Raw genomic sequence first — 18,535 nt, forward strand, 5'->3', positions numbered from 1 at the left:
GCGTGAACATGCTTTTCTCCGGTTCCGGCGGCCACGACGGGACCGTTCCTCGCTCTTCACCGCGAACGCACCGCCCTCGTCGCGGTCCGCGTCACCGGGGTGCCGCCCGACCCGACGGGACGGACGAGGAAAGGGACGGTCGCCATGGACGCCGACGTCATCGTGGTCGGAGCGGGCCTCGCGGGCCTGGTCGCGGCGCACGAACTGACCAGCAGGGGCCGCAGGGTCGCGCTGGTCGACCAGGAGAACGCGGCCAACCTCGGCGGACAGGCCTTCTGGTCCTTCGGCGGACTGTTCCTCGTCGACTCGCCCGAGCAGCGGCGCCTCGGCGTCAAGGACTCCTTCGACCTGGCCTGGAGCGACTGGCAGGGCAGCGCCGGCTTCGACCGGACCGAGGACGAGGACGCCTGGGCGGTGCGCTGGGCGCGGGCGTACGTCGAGTGGGCGGCGGGGGAGAAGCGGTCCTGGCTGGCCGGGCACGGCATCACCTTCCTGCCCACCGTCGGCTGGGCCGAGCGCGGCGACCTCACGGCCGGCGGGCACGGCAACTCGGTGCCCCGCTTCCACGTCGCCTGGGGCACCGGCACCGGGGTCGTCGAACCGTTCGTGCGGTACGCGAAGCAGGCCGCGCGCGACGGGCTGCTCACCTTCCACCACCGCCACCGCGTCGACCACCTGGTCGTCGAGGGCGGCACCGCGCGCGGCGTGCGCGGCACGGTCCTCGCCGAGGACACCTCGCCCCGGGGCGTCGCCTCCAACCGGGACGCCGTCGGCGAGTTCCACCTCACCGCCCGGGCCGTGATCGTCACCTCCGGCGGCATCGGCGCCGACCACGACATCGTGCGCCGTCACTGGCCCGCACGCCTGGGCACCCCGCCCGCCGAGATGGTCACCGGCGTCCCCGCCCACGTCGACGGACGGATGCTCGACATCAGCGCCGAGGCGGGCGCACGCCTGGTCAACCGCGACCGGATGTGGCACTACACCGAGGGGGTGCGCAACTGGGACCCGGTCTGGCCCGGCCACGGCATCCGCATCCTGCCCGGGCCGTCGTCGATGTGGTTCGACGCCCTCGGCCGCCGCCTGCCCTCGCCGTACCTGCCCGGCTACGACACCCTCGGCACCCTGCGGCACCTGCGCACCGCCGACGGTCTCGCGGGCCACGACCACTCCTGGTTCATCCTCACCCGGAAGATCGTCGAGAAGGAGTTCGCGCTCTCCGGCTCCGAGCAGAACCCCGACATCACCGCCAAGGACCGCGCCGGCTTCCTGCGCGAACGCCTCATCGGCAAGGGCGCCCCCGGCCCGGTGGACGCCTTCCTGCGCAAGGGCCCCGACTTCGTCACCGCGCCCACCCTGGAACTGCTGGTCGACCGGATGAACGGGCTCACCGGCAAACCGCTGCTGGACGCCGCCTCGATCCGGCGTCAGATCGAGGCCCGCGACCTGCAGATGGCCAACCCGTACGCCAAGGACGCCCAGGTCCAGGGCATCCGCAACGCCCGCCGCTACCTCGGCGACCGCCTCGGCCGCGTCGCCGGCCCGCACCGCATCCTCGACCCGGAGGCGGGCCCGCTGATCGGCGTCAAGCTGCACATCCTCACCCGCAAGACCCTCGGCGGCATCCAGACCGACCTGGACTCCCGCGCCCTGGGCGCCGACGGCACACCGGTCGAAGGACTGTACGCGGCCGGTGAGGTGGCCGGCTTCGGCGGCGGCGGGGTGCACGGCTACAACGCACTGGAGGGCACCTTCCTCGGCGGCTGCCTGTTCTCCGGACGGGCGGCGGGCCGGGCCGCGGCGCGGCAGACCGCCTGAACCGCCCGGCCGCCGCGCCCCTCGGCCACAGCCGGTCCGCCGGCACCCGCGCACCGCCGCCCGGGGGGCGCCGGGAACGGGACTTCCCGGCGTGATTCCCCCGCGCGCCGCCCGGGTACTCCGTCGGCCTGACGGACCGCCGACGAGGGAGGTCAGCGCATGGGCGCACCGGAGGACCTGCCGGTCGTACGCACACTCGCCGGGCTCGCCGATCTGGTCGCCCGCCGGCAGTGCCTGTACGTGCGCTGGTCGCGCGGCCCCCGCGCCGATCTCGCCCGGACCTCCAGCACCGACGAACTCACCGGCGTACCGATGCCGGGCCTGTCCGCGAACCCGCTGGACGTGGAGGAGTGGTGGGGGGACCGGCCCGTACGGGTGTGGGCGGCGCGCCGGCTGCACGACTACGCGCATCTGCCGCACGAGAAGGGCCCCGGCGTACGGCCCTGGGTGCTCACCGGCCGGGAGACGGGCCGCGGCCCGGACAACGAGCCGCTGGTGGCCGACGTCCGGCCGCTGTGCTGGATCGCGCCCGGCGTCATCGACGAGGCCCGCACGGAGGTGGCACGCCAGGAACGCCCCTGGGGCCCGCTGCGCCGCACCGCCCGCTGAGGAGGGGCGGTGCGGCGCAGCGGGCCCCGACGCGCTCGGGCCTGCCGGCGGCGGCCGTCAGCCGTGCCGCCGCCGTGCCGCCGCGCGCCGCTTCAGCGCCCGGCGCTCCGTCTCACTGGTCCCGCCCCACACGCCGAGGGTCTGTCCCGTGTCGAGCGCCCACTGCAGGCACTGCTCCTGGACCGGACAGCGCCGGCAGACCGCCTTCGCCTGCTCGGTCTGCAACAGGGCCGGGCCGGTGGCGCCGATCGGGAAGAACAGGTCGGGGTCCTCCGTACGGCACGCGGCGTGCTCTCGCCAGTTGTCCATCAAAGTCACCTGCGATCGAATCGTTCGCGCCTTCGTGAATGCATTGCTCCGTCCGGGTGACCCGCCGGCACCGGGGCGAAACCGCCCGTGACCGACGGCGCCGTGCGCGTCTACCACCGCAGCGCCTCGGCCGCCGCCGACACCACCGCGTCGGCCACGGCCGCCAGCGCCGGGGAGTCGAGCTTCCACTGCTGCCAGTACAGCGGGACGTCGACGGTCAGGTCCGGGGCCAGGTCGACGAGGCGGGCGGCGCGCAGCAGCGGCTCGGCCTGGGGCTGCGGCACCATGCCCCAGCCCAGCCCCGCGGCCACCGCGTCCACGAAGCCCTCCGGGGTCGGTACGTGATGCCGGGCGGCACCGGCGCCGGCCGCCCCGAGCCGCCGCACGAAGCCGTCCTGGAAGTCGTCCCGCCGGTCGAAGCACACCACCGGCGCCTCGGCGAGCGACTCCCGCAGGGGCCGCCCGTCCAGGTGCCGGCCGGCGAACCCGGGCGCGGCGCACGGCCGGTAGCGCATGCGGCCGAGCGCCCGGACGGTGCAGCCCGGCACGGGGTCGGGGGACGAGGTCACCGCGGCCATCACCACGCCCTCGCGCAGCAGCGCCGCCGTGTGGTCCTCGTCCTCGCGGCGCAGATCGAAACAGAGCCGGGGCTCCTGCGGCACCCGTGTGAGGGCGCCGAGGAACCAGGTCGCGAGCGAGTCGGCGTTGACGGCCACCGACACCCGCGTCGGTTCCCCGGCCCCGCTCAGCCCCAGCTCCGCGTACGCGTCCCGCTCCAGCCGGGCCACCTGACGGGCGAGGCGCACGAGCACCGCCCCGGACCCGGTGGGCCGCACCGGCTTGGTGCGCAGCAGCAGGACCCGTCCGGTGCGCTGCTCCAGCGCCTTCACCCGCTGGCTGACCGCGGACGGCGTCACGTGCAGCGCGGCGGCGGCCGCCTCGAACGTGCCCTCGTCCACCACGGTCAGCAGGGTGCGCACCTGGTCCAGGGGAAGGTCCGCGAACGCCGCCGCCGGTTCCGTCGTCACTGCCGCCCCGCCCTCTTCCGCCGTCGTCCCGGCGCCGTCCTCGGGAGATCTCTCCAGGAGATCTCTTCAGAAGGTCTAAGGATACGTAAGAATCTTTAGCTGTACGTGCGGTGATCGCGCGTCTAGCTTCGAGGTCATGAGCAATGCCCTGACCGCCGCGGCCGCCGGATTCGGCACCGGCCTCTCACTGATCGTCGCCATCGGCGCCCAGAACGCCTTCGTCCTGCGGCAGGGCGTCCGCCGTGACGCCGTCCTCACCGTGGTCGCCATCTGCGCGCTGTCCGACGCGGTCCTCATCGCCCTCGGGGTCGGGGGCGTCGGCGCGGTGGTGGTGGCCTGGCCGGACGCGCTGACGGTCGTCGGCTGGGTCGGCGGCGCCTTCCTGCTCTGCTACGGCGCCCTGGCCGCCCGGCGCGTGTTCCGCCCGGCCGGCGCGCTGCGGACGCAGGGCGAGGCGGCGGGCTCGCGGCGGCGGGCGGTGCTCACCTGCCTGGCACTGACCTGGCTCAACCCGCACGTCTACCTCGACACCGTCTTCCTGCTGGGTTCCGTGGCCGCCGACCGCGGACCGCTGCGCTGGACCTTCGGCCTGGGGGCCGCCCTGGCCAGCCTGTGCTGGTTCGCCGCGCTCGGTCTGGGCGCCCGCCACCTCGGACGGTTCCTCACCCGGCCCGCGGCCTGGCGCGTCCTGGACGGGCTGGTCGCGGCCGTCATGATCGCCCTCGGTCTCACCCTCGTCGCAGGCGCCTGAACCGGGGGCGAGGCGCGGCCGTCACCCGGTGCGCGGCACGGGCACGGCGCGCGGTCGCCTCACAGCGCGCCGCGCCCGTGCAGCGCGGCGTGTTCCATGAGGCGGCCGCGGGTGGCCTCCAGCCGGTGGGCGAGGATCTCGGCGACCGTCCGCACCAGCACGATGCCGAGCTGGGGATCCCGCTCGCACAGCGCGAGGACCGACGCGGCCTCGAACTCGTAGGCGCGCACCGGACTGAAGGCCTCGGCGCCGAAGTCCCACTCGTAGGGCGGGAACAGCCAGGACCAGCCGAGCAGGTCGCCCGCGCCCAGGCTGGCGACCGTCACCCGCTGCAGGGGCGTCACCTGCTGGGTCAGGGAGACCGCGCCGGACCGGATGACCCAGAAGCGGTCGGCCCTGCCTCCCGCCTCGAAGATCCGGACGTCCTCCGGGAAGGAGACCTCCTGGGCGAGTTCCATGAGACGGGCCCGCTGGGGCGGGGGGAGGGCGGTGAGCAGTTTGATCGCCTTGGTCATGGTGTGGGGCTCCTCGCCGACGGTTCGGTTCCGGTGCTTTCCCTACGTCCATCTTCAGCCGCCGCCGGCGCCCCGGGCACCTCGGCGGACGACGGTTCCCGAGGGGATTCCGTGCCGGTCCGGCGGGCACCGGCGCCGGGCATGAAAAAGCCCTGGCTGGACGGGGGAAACCAGCCAGGGCCGTGAGCGGTGACGTCCGGAGGACCTGTCGTCGACTCCGCCGCCACGTGTGAGTGAACGCTAAACCATCTCCCGGTGTCCGGGGAACCGGAAACCGGGTCGCGTGACCTGTTTCACTGCCCCGTCGCACACGGTGAGGAAGCGTCACCCGGCATCACCCGCGACTACCCTCACCGTGCCGAGCGACGGGTCGCTCGGGTCCGGCAGGTACATCCCCGCCTCCAGGCCGGTGCGCAGGTACCGGAGCACGGGCTCGGACAGCCGCTCACCGGGCAGGACGGCCGGGATGCCGGGCGGGTACGGCGTGATCATCTCGGCGGCCACCCGCCCGGCGGCCCGCTCCACCGGCACGTCCTCGGTCGGGCCGAAGAACGCGTCCCTGGGCAGCATCGCCTGCGGCATCCTCAGCCCGGCCGGCGAGGGCACCTCGACGCGCGGCGCGGGAGCCAGGGTGGGCGCCGCCCGGGCCAGGTCCTTGAGCGCGGCGAGCAGCTCGCCGGCGGTCTCCCGGTCGTCACCGTGGGTGATCTGCGCGCCGATACGGCGGTGGTCGGTCAGATGTGCCACGACGGAGCGGTTCTCGCGCAGCCAGTCCGCCGCCCGGAAGCCGGACACGCCGAGACCGTCGAGGTCGATGACGACGGGCAGCGGATCGAAGCCGTGGGCCGCCCCCGGGCCGCAGAAGTCCTCCCGGTCGTCGACGTGCATCCCGTCGATCTCCTCGACGGCCGCGCGGACCTCGGCGGCCAGCTCCAGCGCCGCGCCCATCACCTCCCGTCCCCGCAGCGCCATCTGGCGGCGCCAGCCGTCCAGTCCGGCGAGGATCAGCGCCGACGGGCTGGTCGTGCCCAGCAGATCGGCCCGCATGCCGAGCAGCTCCGGCGGGACGAGGTCGCCGCGCAGATGGAAGACGGAACCCTGCTCCAGACCGCTGCCCATCTTGTGGATGCTGGTCACGCAGATGTCGGCGCCCGCGTCCATCGCCCAGGTGGGCAGATCGGGGTGGAAGGGCAGGTGCGCCCCCCACGCCTCGTCCACGACGAGCGGCGCCGAACGCCGGTGGCAGACCTCGGCGACGGCCCGCAGGTCCGCGCTCGCCCCGTACGGCGTGGGGCTGGTGATCAGCGCGCCCTTCGCGTCGGGATGGGCGGCGAACGCCTGCTCGTACTCCTCGGCCGACGGGGGGTGGGCGAGATGCCGCCCGGCGTCCCAGCGGGGCTCCACCCACACCGGTTCGATGCCGGACAGGATCAGCCCCGACACGACCGACTTGTGGGCGTCCCGGCCGATGAGCAGCTTCTCGTGCGGGCCCGCCACGGCCAGCATCGCCGCCTTCACCGACAGACTGCTCCCGCAGGTCGAGAAGAAGGTGTGGTCGGCGTGGACCGCGTCGGCCATCAGTTCCTGGGCGCGCTGCAGCACCCGGCCGCGGGTGAGCCGGTCGTCGAGTCCGCCGGTCACCAGGAGGTCGCTGTGGAAGACCGCGTCCCCCAGCACCTCGCGCACGGCCGGATCGGCGCCGCGCGCCTGTTTGTGGCCGGGGGGCGTGAACGACAACCGTCCCTCACGGCGGTAGTCGGCGAGGGCTTCCAGGACCGGTGCGCGGGTGTGGTCGGCTGTCATGCCGACCCGGTTTCCCGGTGCGCGCCCCGCCAATCCGTCGTCCCGGCGGCCGCCGGTCAGCCTGGCTCCGTGCGCCGCCCCGGCGTCAGCACCTCGTCCAGCACCCGCAGCACGGCCTCGTACGCCACCGTCCGCACGGCCGCCTCGCGGGAGCCCTCCGGGTCGGTCGAGCGCAGCTCTTCCCTCCGCGTCCGCCACGTCCGCTCCTGTTCCAGCGCGCAGGCCCTCGCGCGGTGCATACGGCGCAGCAGTTCGTCCGAGTCCACAACATCCGTCATGCCTTCCGCGTACCCCCGCACGGCGCCCGGATGGCCCGCCGGCCCGCACGGAGGACCGCTGTTCCGGAACGCGGCCGGAAACCGGCCGGAACCCTCCGGCGGCGCCCGGCGTGCACACGGCATGCCTTCCGCCGCAGGGCAAGCTCAGCACCGCGGTCGTTCGGCCGTTCCGAGTACTTTTGCAAAAGCGGAGTTTGTTCCACCGGGGTGAGGGCAGTCGCAAGTTCGTGCTTCGGACCGGAGGCGCAGCAGCGGGAGCGGTATGGCTGCTTCGGCCCTTCCGAGCGGCCCCGGACAGCGCCGCTTCCGCGGAAAGTTCCCCTGAGACCACCGTTCAGGAGCGAATCCGCATGCCCATCGAAACGCCCACCGTCCGTCCCGGAACCCCCGAGGCCACGAACGCCCCCGACGCCGGTCCCACCACCACGGCCCGTCGTCGGCACGACGACGCACCGGACACCGTGGCCCTCTTCAGCCGGCTGGCGGAACTGGAGGACGGGCCCGAGCGGGAAGCCGTCCGCGACGAGCTCGTCACCGCCTGGCTGCCCATGGCCCACCGGATCGCCGGCCGCTTCCGCGACCGCGGCGAGTCCATCGAGGACCTGCGCCAGGTCGCGGCGCTCGGGCTGGTGAAGGCCATCGACCGCTTCGACCCGGAGCGGGGTGCCTTCGAGAGTTACGCCGTGCCCACCATCACCGGCGAGGTCAAGCGGCACTTCCGCGACCGGATGTGGGCACTGCGGGTGCCCCGCCGGGTGCAGGAACTGCGCAACAAGGTGCGGGTCGCGCGCCGCGAGCTCACCCAGAGCCCCGGCAGCCCCGAACCCTCCGTCGCCGCCCTGGCCGCCCACACCGGGCTCACCGAGGACGAGGTCAGTGCCGGCATGGAGGCGCTGGAGAGCTTCAGCACCCTGTCGCTGGACGCCGAGCTGTCCGCCGGCGACGACGGTTACAGCCTCGCGGACACCCTCGGCACGGCGGACACCTCGTACGACACCGTGATCGACCGCGAGTCCGCCAAGGAGGGCCTGCGCCGGCTGCCCGAACGCGAGCGCGCCATCCTCTACATGCGCTTCTTCGAGGACATGACGCAGAGCCGCATAGCGGACTGCCTGGGCATTTCCCAGATGCACGTCTCCCGGCTCATCAGCCGCAGCTGCGCCCGGGTGCGCGACGAGGCGATGGGCCGGCGCCCGGGCCGCAGGCGCGCCACGGCGTGACGGCCCCCCCGGGCGGTGACGCCGCCCGGACCGCGGTCCGCCGTCCCGGCGGCCGCCGGGACCGCCGCGGGCCGGCTCGTGAGGTGCGGGAAGGCGTGATGCCGTGCGCCCCGTACGCCTGACCGGGCGTACGGGGCGCACGGGCGTGTCCCGTCGGCCGGGACACACCCGCCCCCTGCGGATTGCGGGGAGGAACGCGGGGCATGCGGAGTCCCGGAGGGGAGGCTCGCATGAGTGTTCTGACACGCACCGGCCACGGCCGGGTACGGCGCGCGGCCGACGGAACGGCCGCCGAGGGGGCCGCCAGGGCCGGACTGGCCGCCCGCGGCGTCATCTACCTGCTGGTCGGCCTGCTGGCCCTGCGGATCGCCTTCGGCGACGGACAGCGGCAGGCCGACCGCGGCGGCGCCCTCGCCGAACTGGCGGAGAAGCCGTTCGGCGCCGTCCTGCTGTGGGCGCTGGGCGCCGGTCTCGTCGGCATGGCCCTGTGGCGCCTTTCCGAGGCGCTCTTCGGCACCGTGGGCGAGGACGGCCGCACCGCGAAGAAGCGGCTGCCCGCCGCCGCCCGCTGCGTCTTCTACGCGTTCGTCGCCTACTCCGTCCTGGCCTTCGCGGCCGGCTCCCGCGGCAGCGGCGGCGGAACCGGTGACCGGCAGTCCCGCGACGTCACCGCCAAGGTGCTGGAGCTGCCCGCCGGACGGTGGGCCGTGGGCGTTGCCGGGGCCGCGATCGTGGTCGCCGGAGTGGTCATCGCCGTCCAGGCGCTGCGGCGCAGCTACCACAAGAAGCTCAAGCACGGCGAGCTGAGCCGGCCGATGCGACGGCTCGTCGACGTCACCGGCGTCGGCGGCGGCACGGCGCGCGGCGTCGTCTTCGCCGCGGCGGGCGCCTTCGCGGTGCGCGCCGCCGTCGACTACGAACCGGACCGGGCCAAGGGCCTGGACGACACCCTGCGCGCCTTCGCCGGCACCCCGCTCGGACCGTGGCTGCTGGTCTGCGTCGCCGCAGGTCTGATGCTGTTCGGCGTCTTCTCCTTCGCCCTCGCCCGCTGGCGCAGGGTGTGAACGAGGTCTGAGCCGCCCGGCGCGGGGAACACGGGGCGGATGAACGAACACGAGATTCCTCCGCCGGACGGACGTCCCGTGGACGTCTACCTGGACCTCCTGCGCCTGCGCATGGAGACCGACGACTACCAGCTGCTGCTCAGCGTGGTGGAACCGGTCCTCCAGGCGATCGACGAGCACCAGATGCCCACCATCGACTTCTCCCTGGACGGCGACAGCACCGAAGCACTGCCCCAGGAGATCCGGGACGAGGCCGCCCTGGTCATCGCCACCGCCGTCACCGGCCGGCTCGACAACGAGGTCGTCGAGATCAGCACCGACGAGACCGGCCCCGTCCGCGTCGTCACGGACGCGGACACCGCCTGCGACCCCGAGCGCCTCGGCGAGATAGCCGACTACCTCAAGGAACGCCACCGGCAGAACGAGGAACTGCGCGGCATAGCCGAGGCGAGCGGCATGCCCAGCGACTTCTGACCCCGGCCCCCGGCCCGTCACCGCTTCCTTCCGGGCCCGTCACCGCTTCGGCGCCGCGACGGGAACACCCAGCGGCCGGGCGAGGCCCACCACGGCCTCGTCCAGCCGCTCCAGATGCCGCAGCACACGCCCCGTGACACGTCCGTACCGCGACACCCCCGCGCCCCCCGGCTCCAGCAGCGAGGCGATGCTGGGCCCGGTCTCCACCTCCGTGCCGGCGTGCTCGTCGGCGACGTGGGCGGCGATCGCCTCGATGTTGCGCACCGTGCGCCGCACCGCCCCGCGCAGCCTCGGATCGGCCGCGATCGACGGATGGGTGGGCAGCAGCTCGGCCGTCGCCGCCAGCGACCGCGCGTGATAGGCGCACGTCTCCAGCAGCGCCACCACGTACTGGGCCGTGTTCCGGCGGGACCGCAGCGGCGTGATCGGATGGGTGAGCGGCTGGGTGGCGCCCCGCAGATCCCCCAGCGCCTGGTCCAGGTCCCGCGCCGTGTCCAGCAGATCGGCGGCCGGCCCGCCGCTGAGCTGGTCCACGGCACCCTCGGTGACGTCGACCAGCCGCTCCAGCACCGTGCCCAGCAGTTCGTTCGTACGCCGGTCCGTGCGGATCGGCAGCACCAGCGCCGCCGCGATGATCCCGCAGGCCGCGCCCAGCGCCGTCTCCTCCACCCGCAGCAGCAGCACCGACATGCTGTACGTGTGCAGCAGGGTGTACAGCAGCCCGAGCATGGCCGTCACGAAGAACGACATCAGCGTGTAGGAGAGCGGCGCCGTGTAGAACATCGCGAAGATGAACAGCAGCACCAGCCCGAACGCGGTCCAGGTGTGGCCGCCGACCAGCCCGGCCAGCACGATCCCGGCCACCACCCCCAGCATCGTGCCCAGCAGCCGGCGGTAGCCCTTGACCAGGATCTCGCCGGTGGAGGCGGTGTTGAGGAAGACGATCCAGCAGGTGAGGACCGCCCAGTACCAGCGCTGCGAGGACAGGAACTCCCCGCCGACGATGGCCAGCGAGGATCCCACCGCCACCTGCACGGCCGCGCGGGTGGTGGGCCGCCGCAGCCCGGTCGGCTCCTCCTGGGCCGACTCCTCCTCGCCGGCGTCGATGGCGGCGTCCTCGGCGTCCAGCTCCTCGCGCGAGCGCGCCGTCGAGGGGGAGTCGTCCGAGTCGTCCTGCGGCCCGTCCAGCGCGATCCTCAGGCCCATCACGGCCCGGGCGGTCTCACCGATGCCGCGGAAGACGTCCTGCACGGCCGGCGTCGCCTCCGGCAGATTCTCCTCGTCGCGGTAGCCGAGCAGCCGGTTGCGCAGGTGCGACAGCGCCGTGCCGCGGGCCTCGGAGGGCGGACGCAGCACCAGCGCGCGCAGCGCGCCGAGGTCCCGGCGCAGGACCGCCGTCGCCTCGCCGGGCGCGGGCGTGCTCCCCACCGAGGGCGCCGGCGCGCCCGGCAGATGCAGGGTGAGGGTGTCCGCGCGCTCGGCGCTGCGCGCGCTCAGCAGCAGCAGGCCGAGACGCTCGGCGGCGATCTCGGCGTCCGCGATACGGCGCTGCACCAGCCGCGCCGTGGACGCGTCCGGGGTGCCCTCCTCCAGCCGGGACTGGATCATCAGGGCCGTCTCGTGCAGCCGCGCCGTGCCGTCCCGCAGATGCCCGAGCGCCCTGTCGATCTCGTCCGGCCCGGCGTCCAGCAGCTCGAGCTGCGCCGAGATCAGCTGCGCCAGCCGGGCCCGGAAGGCCTGGCGCAGCCGCCGCAGCACGCGTGCGGGCGTCGCCGGCACGATCGCGAAACGCACCAGGGCACTGCACGCGAACGCCACGGCGATCGCGGCCCACAGCGACGGCAGCCCCGACGTCTTCGCCCCCACGAACAGGGACACGAAGTAGACCTGGAAGCCGATCAGGCCCAGGGCGTTGCCGCGGTCGCCGAACCGGCGGCTGTAGACGGCGCAGAAGATCAGGGCAACGAAGAAGACGTCACCGACGACGACCCGCTGGGCGAGCAGCGCGCTCACCGACACGGACGCCAGCGCCACCGGCAGACCCAGCGCCAGGGTGACGGCCTGCGCGCCGGGCTGCTTCTCCCGGATCGCGAAGGTGGCGACCATCGCCGACATGGCGCCCGCCACCAGGTGCTTGACGTCCGCGCCGAGGAGGGCCAGCACGGCCAGCGCCAGGGCGATGGCGCCCACCGTCCGCAGGCCGGCCGTCAGCCGCAGCAGACCTGGATCGGACGCGGCGGCGCGGTCCCGCAGCCGTGTCCGCACCGAGCGCCCCGCCTGCCTCACGCCGCCGCACACTCTCCCGATTCAGCTCCGGTTCACGCAAAGATCCACTTGCCAGCATGCCATGCCGCGAGCGGACCCCGGGCGGCGGGTCACGACTGCGCCCGGCCGGCCCCCTCGACCTGCTCGCGGACCTGCTCCGGCGTCAGGTAGGCGTCGGTGTACTCGAAGTCCTTCAGCTTGGCCGGCTTGCGGGCCTGGAAACCGGTGCGCACGAAATCGTCGCCGGCGACCGCGTTCAGCATCCAGTTGGCCGCCACGCGCGCCTTGGCGACGCCGGTGCGCAGCGCCGACCAGTGGTAGCCGCGGGCCACGGCCTGGGCGGGCAGGCCGTGCAGCTCGACGCCGAGCGGCTTGGACACCGCGTCGGTGCCGCCGAGGTCGACGACCAGACCGAGGTCCTTGTGGACGTACGGCCGCATCGCCTGGCCCCGCAGGGTGGCGATGATGTTCTCGGCGACGTGCTTGCCCTGGCGCATCGCGTGCTGCGCGGTGGGCGGGCAGACGGCGCCCTCCTGGCCCTTGGCGAGGTCGGGCACGGCCGCCGCGTCGCCGAGCGCGAACACCCCGTCGTGGCCCGGCAGGCACATGTCGGCGGTGACCGCGAGCCGCCCCTTGACCGTCTCCGCGCCCAGCGTGGCGATCAGCGGGCTCGCGACCACGCCGGCGGTCCAGATCAGCGTGCGGGTGGGCACCACCCGGCCGTCCGTGAAGGTGACCTCCTCGGGGCCGGCCTTCTCGATGGACACGCCCAGGGAGATCTCGATACCCCGCCGCGTCAGCACCTCCTGGGCGCTGCGCCCGAGCTTCTCGCCCAGCTCGGGCATCAGCTTCGGCGCGATGTCGATCAGATGCCACTTGATCAGGGCCGGGTCCAGCCGCGGATAGCGCTTGACGGCCGCGTGCGTGAGCCGCTGCAGGCAGGCCGCGGTCTCGGTGCCCGCGTAACCGCCGCCGACCACCACGAACTGCAGCCGGGAGGCGCGCTCGGCCGGATCCTGGCTGGCGTCGGCGAGGTCGAGCTGCGAGATGACGTGATCGCGGATGTAGGCGGCCTCCGCGAGCGTCTTCATGCCGAAGGCGTGATCGGTGAGCCCCGGGATGTCGAACGTGCGGGTGACGCTGCCGGGGGACAGCACGATGTAGTCGTACGGCTCGTTGACGATCTCGCCGGTGATGGTCCGTACCACGCAGACCTTCGCCTTGAGGTCCACGCCGATGGCCCCGCCCGGGATGATCCGCGTGCGGTACCGGCTGCTGCGGCGCAGGGACAGCGCGATCGACTGCGGCGTCAGCACCCCCGAGGCCACCTGGGGCAGCAACGGCAGATAGAGCTGGTAGGAGAACGGCGCCACCAGGGTGACGTCGGCCTCGTGGGGGGAGAGCCTGCGCTCGAGCCGGCGCACGCACTCCACGCCGGCGAAACCTGCGCCGACCACCAGGATCCTGGGTCGTGTCACGGTCTTCATCCCTTTCTGCTCCAGGCGGTCTGCCGCGAACGCCATTCGCCTGCCCCTGGATCGCTGCTTCGCACCTCGTCGATCCCACCGCGTCCGCGGCGGTCCGGCGAGCGGGGAGTGCCGGGCGGGCTACACACCCCGGGATCCACCATGCCCCGCCCGGGGCCGAAGCGCACCGGACGGGCGTGAACGGCGGGGGACCGTCCGGCGGGGAGCGGCGACGGCCGGCCGGCCGCCGGGGCCGCCGAAGCGGTACGGCAGACCGGTCAGCCGGTGCCGTCGAGGTGGCACAGCAGCAGGCAGACGTCGTCGTCGCGCTCCGAGTCGCTGAGCAGAGGCCGCAGGATCCCGTCCGCCGAACCCTCCAGGTCCTCCTCCAGCTGCCGGGGCGTGAACGAGCCGAGGGCCGTGGCCAGCCGCTCGATGCCCGGGTCTATGCCCCGGGCCCGCCGCTCCACCAGACCGTCCGTGTACAGCGCCAGCGTCGAACCCGGCGCGAGCAGCTCCGTGTGGTCGGCGATCTCCTGCTCGAGCGGAATGCCGAGCATCGCCCCCGGTCTGGCGTCCAGGGTCCGCACTCGGCCGTCCGGGGTACGCAGCACGGGTGGCGGGTGCCCGGCGGCGGCCCACGTCATCGTCGGGTCGTCCGGGTGGAACCGCGCGATGACGGCGGTGGCGAACAGGTCCGGCTGCAGGTGGTGCAGGAACGTGTGCAGCCGGGTCAGCAGCCGGCCGGGGCTGCCGCCGTCGACCGCGTAGGCCCGCAGCGCGGTCCGCAGCTGGCTCATCATCACCGCCGCCCGCAGCCCGTGCCCGGTCACGTCGCCGACCACGACGATCACGCCGCCGTCGGGCTGGCGGAACGCGTCGTACCAGTCGCCGCCGATGTTCAGCCCGTGCGTGGCCGGCAGGTAACGCGCGGCCAGGCTCAGACCGGGCGGTGCCGGCAGCTCGGTCAGCAGGGCGCGCTGCAGGGTCTCGGCGATGTCGCGGTTGTGCTGGTAGCGCTGGGCGTGGTCGATCGCGATGGCGGCCCGCCGGGTCAGCTCGATCAGCATCACCGCGTCGTCCGGGTCCCAGCGCTCCCCGGGCGGGGTGAGCGTCAGCACCCCGAGCGGCGCCCCGCGGGTCGGCAGCGGGATGCACAGCAGCGGCCGGTCCGGGGCCAGGGCCGAGGGCGGCTGGTCGTCGACGCCGGGCAGCCCGCCCGGGTGCTCGGCGGCGTACTGCGGCCTGCCGGTGCGGGCCGCGAGGACGGCCGCGGCGGCGTGCACCGGGGGCCGGTTCCGGTCGCCGTCCTGGTCGAAGATCCAGACGTCGACGCTGCCGGCGTACTCGGGCACCAGCAGGTCCGGCAGGCGGCGCACGATCTCGTGATGGTCCAGCGACGCGGTGAGCACCGCGCTCGCGTCCGCCAGGAAGGTCAGCCTGCGGCGGGCGTTCTCCGCCTCGGTGCGCGCCCTGCGCTCGGCGGCGAACGCCTCCCGCTGGGCCCGCCCGGCGGCGTCCAGCTCGGCGTGCAGCGCCACGACGCCCTGGTTGGTCTGGTGCAGTTCCTCCCGGTGGAAGGCGACCAGGTCCTCCTGCTCGGCGAGCCGGTCCAGCACCAGCGCCGTGTCCTCGTCGGCCCCCAGCAGCGCCTCCGCCAGCGACGCCGGGTCGTCCGTCACGACGCCCTCGTCGGCGGCCGGGGACGCCTCGGGGCAGGGCACCGTCATCCGCCACGGAGGCTCACCGTCGGCCGCGGCCCCGAGGGCCGGCGTCACCACGGCGTGCAGCACCCCCTGCCCCGCCTCCGGCGTGCCGGCGGGCGCCGCGGACGCCTCCAGGGTCAGCCGCCAGGTGCCGCCCTTGGTCAGGCACTGCCGCAGCCGCGCGCTCAGCGCCGCCGCCAGCCGGGTGCGCTCCAGCGGCGGCACACCGTAGGCCGCCGCCAGCCGGGCGGTGGCGATACGGGCCCGGGCGGCGTCGGTGACACCGGTGATCTGCCAGGTACGGGTCATGGGCCATCCGGCGGGGTCGGGGACAGAACAGCCACGGCGGTGTCGTCCCGCACGGGGCGGGCCGGACTGCTGGCGTCACGGATCGTCACGGCGGCCGTCACCGCCGGGTCGACGCCCGGAGCGCAGGCGTCGGGCGTGGGGGTCCAGCGGCTCGGCAGACCGTCGCTGTGCAGGATCAGCACCCGGTCGTGCGCCCACTCGCGCTCCTCGTCGCGCACGGTGGTGGGCCGGTGCGTGCCGACGATGCCCGGCTGGGACACCAGCGTCCGCCAGGTGCCGCCCGCGCACAGCCGGGCCCCGATGTTGCCGACACCGGCGAACCTGAGCCGTCCGGCGCGCGGGTCGACCTGCGCCACGGCGACGGCCGCGCCCCGGGTGCGGGCCAGCGCCGCGTCCAGCCGCTTCACCACCTCGGAGGGCGCCAGGTGGGCCGCGCCGCGCAGTGCCTCCACCGCCGCCGACGAGGCCCGGGCCGCCTCGGGGCCGTGGCCCAGCCCGTCGGCCAGCATGAGCGTCACCAGGTCCCCGGTCCGCACCCACGCCCAGGCGTCGCCCGAGCAGTCGGCGCCGCCGAAGGGCACGTTCACGCCGCCGGCCCGCACCCCGGACACCGGGTCCGCGCCCGTGCCCGCGTCCCGGCCGCGGGGCGCGCCGCCGATCCGGGCCAGCACCACCGTGCCCCGGCCCGGGACGCTGTGCAGGTCGAAGTCGTCGGCGAGGCGCGCACAGGTGCCCAGGCCCGCGCCGAGCGAGCCCGTCGTCGTGAAGCCGTCGCTCAGGGCCGCGGACACGTCGGGGATCCCCGGGCCGTGGTCGACCGTCACGATCTGCACGGCCCGGGCCTCCTCGCGGCCCGCGGTCAGCAGGGGCGGGGACACTACGTCGATGAGGACCTGGCCGCCGTCGGCGTGCTTGAGCAGGTTGGTGGCCAGCTCGGTCGCCACCAGCGCGGCCGAGGCCGTGCACTGGTCGTCCAGCCCGGCCAGGCCGGCCGCGTGCTCCGCGGCCACCCGGGCGTCGCGCACCCGGGTCGAGTCGTGCACGGGGACGTCCCACACGCGGGGCATCAGAGCTCCTCCCGCGGACGCGGCGGACGGCCCACCCAGGAGGTCACCCGCACGGTGGTGCCGGCGCCCGGGGTGCTGTCGATGGAGAACTCGTGCACCAGGCGCCGGGCGCCGCCCAGCCCCAGGCCCAGTCCCTCCCCCGAGGTGTAGCCGTCGCTGAGCGCCTGCTCCAGGTCCGGGATCCCGGGCCCCTCGTCGCTGAAGGTGAGCCGGAGTCCCCGGACCCCGCCCTCGGTGAGGGCTTCGGTGTCCATGGTGCCGCCGCCCCCGTACACCAGGGTGTTGCGGGCCAGCTCACTGGCGGCCGTGACCAGCTTCGTCTGGTCCACCAGCCCGAAGCCGAGCTGGGCGGCGGCCTGCCGCACATGCTGTCGCACCCACACCAGATCCATGTCCGAACGGATCGGCAGGCGGGCCTGAGCGCCCGCGGCAGTGTGCATCACGGACTCTCCTGGCGCAGTCCGCCGTAGCGGGACGACGGAGCATGCCGGGCGAGGAGCTCCATGGCCACCTCGGTGCTGAGCGCGGTGTGCACCCGCGGCAGCGTCAGACCCAGCTCCACCAGGGTGATGGCGACCGCCGGCCGCATGCCGACCACCACGGTACGGGCGGCCAGCAGGTCGGTCTGCCCGGCGATCTCGGCCAGCACCCGGCCCAGGAAGGAGTCGACGATCTCCACACCGGAGATGTCGATGATCACACCGGTGGCGCCGGTGCGCACGATGGTCTCGGCGAGGTCCTCCTGGAGCTGCTGCGCCGTGCTGTCGTGCAGGTCGCCCTGCAGGGTGACCAGGAGGACGTCACCGAGCCGCAGTACCGGTACATGACCTGACACGGGACCCGGGCGGGGTCCGGGGAAAGCCTCGTTCACCGCGTGACCGGACCGTTCGCCACGGGGTTCACGATGCCGACGCCGAGCTGGTGCAGGACGTAGCCCAGCGCGTCGGCGAGGCTCGCCCGGGTCACCACCGTGCCCAGGTCCAGGCCGAGGTGGACCATCGTCTGCGCGATCGCCGGCCGGATGCCGGAGACGATGCACTCGGCGCCCATCAGCCGGGCCGCCGCGACCGTCTTCATCAGGTGCTGGGCCACCAGCGAGTCCACCGTCGGGACCCCGGTGATGTCCAGGATCGCGTAGCGCGCCTGCTGCTCGACGATGGACTCCAGCAGGGTCTCCATCACCACCTGGCTGCGGGCGCTGTCCAGCGTCCCGATCAGCGGCACCGCCACGATGCCGTCCCACAGCTTGATGACGGGCGTGGCCACCTCCAGCAGCTGCAGCCGCTGACGGTCGATCAGGGCCTGGTTCTCGTTCAGCGTCGTCTGCATGACCACGACCCGCAGGGTGCCCATCAGCACGCTCAGCGTGGTGACACAGTCCCGGGCGTGGTCCGCCGAGGCGTCCGGGAGATCGGACAGCAGCAGTTTCTCCACCGGCGGCCGCAGGGCCGCCAGCTCGCTCGACACCTGGGCGGTGCTCAGACCGGCCCGGGAACGGGCCGCGCCCATCCGCGCCAACTGCTCGCGCACCGTGGTGAATCCCGCGGCGTCCGGGTCCTCCACGCGGGCCGCGTCCGCGACTTGGGCCAGCGCGTCCACCACGGACTTGCCGGCCTCGACGGCCTCGTCGCGCGAAACCGTGAACACCGCCCTGAACAGAGGTTCGTCCGCCCACCGCTGGGCGATCTGCTCCCGGCGGCGCCGCAGGAACTCCCTGACCTCCTGCGTCGCCGATCCGGCCGTACCCTCCGCCTGTTCCGGCACCTGTTCCACTCCTCATCCGCGTTGCGCCGCACCGGCCCCTGGGGCGACGTGACGGCGACGTGACTCTGCCGGGCGACAACTGTAACCAC

General features: G+C 74.2%; 18 protein-coding genes. 6 read left to right on the forward strand and 12 right to left on the reverse strand.

Features of this window, described 5'->3' with window-relative positions:
* Positions 1-144: 144 nt before the first annotated feature.
* Entirely contained in the window at positions 145-1,818 is a 1,674-nt protein-coding gene (locus ACFYOJ_RS01900; protein WP_356552517.1) for an FAD-binding dehydrogenase, read from the forward strand.
* Positions 1,819-1,977: 159 nt separating this feature from the next.
* Positions 1,978-2,427 (forward strand): DUF6098 family protein, encoded by a 450-nt coding sequence (locus ACFYOJ_RS01905; protein ID WP_356552519.1) that lies wholly within the window; start codon positions 1,978-1,980, stop codon positions 2,425-2,427.
* A 57-nt stretch (positions 2,428-2,484) separates the two neighbouring features.
* Here the strand turns inward: ACFYOJ_RS01905 and ACFYOJ_RS01910 are convergent, their stop codons facing one another.
* Positions 2,485-2,736 (reverse strand): WhiB family transcriptional regulator, encoded by a 252-nt coding sequence (locus tag ACFYOJ_RS01910; RefSeq protein ID WP_356552521.1) that lies wholly within the window; start codon positions 2,734-2,736, stop codon positions 2,485-2,487.
* 110 nt (positions 2,737-2,846) lie between these two features.
* On the reverse strand, positions 2,847-3,764 hold the full coding sequence (locus ACFYOJ_RS01915) for a LysR family transcriptional regulator ArgP (RefSeq protein WP_356552523.1): 918 nt from the start codon (positions 3,762-3,764) through the stop codon (positions 2,847-2,849).
* 136 nt (positions 3,765-3,900) lie between these two features.
* On the opposite strand from ACFYOJ_RS01915, the gene ACFYOJ_RS01920 reads away from it, so the two are divergent.
* Positions 3,901-4,515, forward strand: coding sequence for a LysE/ArgO family amino acid transporter (locus ACFYOJ_RS01920; protein WP_356552524.1), 615 nt, complete (start codon positions 3,901-3,903; stop codon positions 4,513-4,515).
* 59 nt (positions 4,516-4,574) lie between these two features.
* Here ACFYOJ_RS01920 and ACFYOJ_RS01925 read toward each other — a convergent pair whose 3' ends face one another.
* The 3 genes from ACFYOJ_RS01925 to ACFYOJ_RS01935 all read right to left on the reverse strand — a co-directional run bounded on the left by ACFYOJ_RS01925 (position 4,575) and on the right by ACFYOJ_RS01935 (position 7,111).
* A complete protein-coding gene (locus ACFYOJ_RS01925; protein ID WP_356552526.1) occupies positions 4,575-5,030 on the reverse strand; it encodes a cyclic nucleotide-binding domain-containing protein in 456 nt (151 codons plus the stop codon).
* 324 nt (positions 5,031-5,354) lie between these two features.
* Entirely contained in the window at positions 5,355-6,833 is a 1,479-nt protein-coding gene (locus tag ACFYOJ_RS01930) for an aminotransferase class I/II-fold pyridoxal phosphate-dependent enzyme (protein WP_356552528.1), read from the reverse strand.
* Between the two features lie 56 nt (positions 6,834-6,889).
* A complete protein-coding gene (locus tag ACFYOJ_RS01935) occupies positions 6,890-7,111 on the reverse strand; it encodes a hypothetical protein (RefSeq protein ID WP_356552530.1) in 222 nt (73 codons plus the stop codon).
* A 350-nt stretch (positions 7,112-7,461) separates the two neighbouring features.
* Between ACFYOJ_RS01935 and ACFYOJ_RS01940 the strand changes: the two genes are divergently transcribed.
* The 3 genes from ACFYOJ_RS01940 (at position 7,462) to ACFYOJ_RS01950 (ending at position 9,869) form a co-directional block, all read left to right on the forward strand.
* Positions 7,462-8,331 carry a SigB/SigF/SigG family RNA polymerase sigma factor gene (locus tag ACFYOJ_RS01940; RefSeq protein WP_356552531.1) on the forward strand — a complete coding sequence of 290 codons (870 nt, stop codon included), beginning with the start codon at positions 7,462-7,464 and terminating at the stop codon, positions 8,329-8,331.
* A 230-nt stretch (positions 8,332-8,561) separates the two neighbouring features.
* Positions 8,562-9,395 (forward strand): DUF1206 domain-containing protein, encoded by an 834-nt coding sequence (locus ACFYOJ_RS01945; protein WP_356552532.1) that lies wholly within the window; start codon positions 8,562-8,564, stop codon positions 9,393-9,395.
* Between the two features lie 39 nt (positions 9,396-9,434).
* A complete protein-coding gene (locus ACFYOJ_RS01950) occupies positions 9,435-9,869 on the forward strand; it encodes a hypothetical protein (RefSeq protein WP_356552534.1) in 435 nt (144 codons plus the stop codon).
* Between the two features lie 39 nt (positions 9,870-9,908).
* On the opposite strand, the gene ACFYOJ_RS01955 is transcribed toward ACFYOJ_RS01950, so the two are convergent.
* The 7 genes from ACFYOJ_RS01955 to ACFYOJ_RS01985 all read right to left on the reverse strand — a co-directional run bounded on the left by ACFYOJ_RS01955 (position 9,909) and on the right by ACFYOJ_RS01985 (position 18,446).
* Complete coding sequence (locus ACFYOJ_RS01955; protein WP_356552536.1) at positions 9,909-12,155, reverse strand: FUSC family protein; 2,247 nt, start codon at positions 12,153-12,155, stop codon at positions 9,909-9,911.
* A gap of 89 nt (positions 12,156-12,244) precedes the next feature.
* Positions 12,245-13,621, reverse strand: a complete 1,377-nt coding sequence (locus ACFYOJ_RS01960; protein WP_356552584.1) for an NAD(P)/FAD-dependent oxidoreductase — start codon at positions 13,619-13,621, stop codon at positions 12,245-12,247.
* Positions 13,622-13,878: 257 nt separating this feature from the next.
* A complete protein-coding gene (locus tag ACFYOJ_RS01965) occupies positions 13,879-15,615 on the reverse strand; it encodes a GAF domain-containing SpoIIE family protein phosphatase (protein WP_356552537.1) in 1,737 nt (578 codons plus the stop codon).
* Entirely contained in the window at positions 15,612-16,682 is a 1,071-nt protein-coding gene (locus ACFYOJ_RS01970) for an ATP-binding SpoIIE family protein phosphatase (RefSeq protein WP_356552539.1), read from the reverse strand. The genes ACFYOJ_RS01965 and ACFYOJ_RS01970 overlap by 4 nt, the downstream gene beginning before the upstream one ends.
* The gene (locus ACFYOJ_RS01975; protein WP_356552586.1) at positions 16,682-17,122 is read right to left on the reverse strand and encodes an anti-sigma regulatory factor; all 441 of its coding nucleotides are present in this window, start codon (positions 17,120-17,122) and stop codon (positions 16,682-16,684) included. Before ACFYOJ_RS01975 ends, ACFYOJ_RS01970 begins: the two co-directional genes overlap by 1 nt.
* Complete coding sequence (locus ACFYOJ_RS01980) at positions 17,122-17,553, reverse strand: STAS domain-containing protein (protein ID WP_356552541.1); 432 nt, start codon at positions 17,551-17,553, stop codon at positions 17,122-17,124. Before ACFYOJ_RS01980 ends, ACFYOJ_RS01975 begins: the two co-directional genes overlap by 1 nt.
* A complete protein-coding gene (locus tag ACFYOJ_RS01985) occupies positions 17,550-18,446 on the reverse strand; it encodes an STAS domain-containing protein (protein WP_356552543.1) in 897 nt (298 codons plus the stop codon). The genes ACFYOJ_RS01980 and ACFYOJ_RS01985 overlap by 4 nt, the downstream gene beginning before the upstream one ends.
* Between the last annotated feature and the right edge of the window lie 89 nt (positions 18,447-18,535).

Source organism: Streptomyces sp. NPDC006384 (assembly GCF_042870695.1).
Classification (GTDB): Bacteria; Actinomycetota; Actinomycetes; order Streptomycetales; family Streptomycetaceae; genus Streptomyces.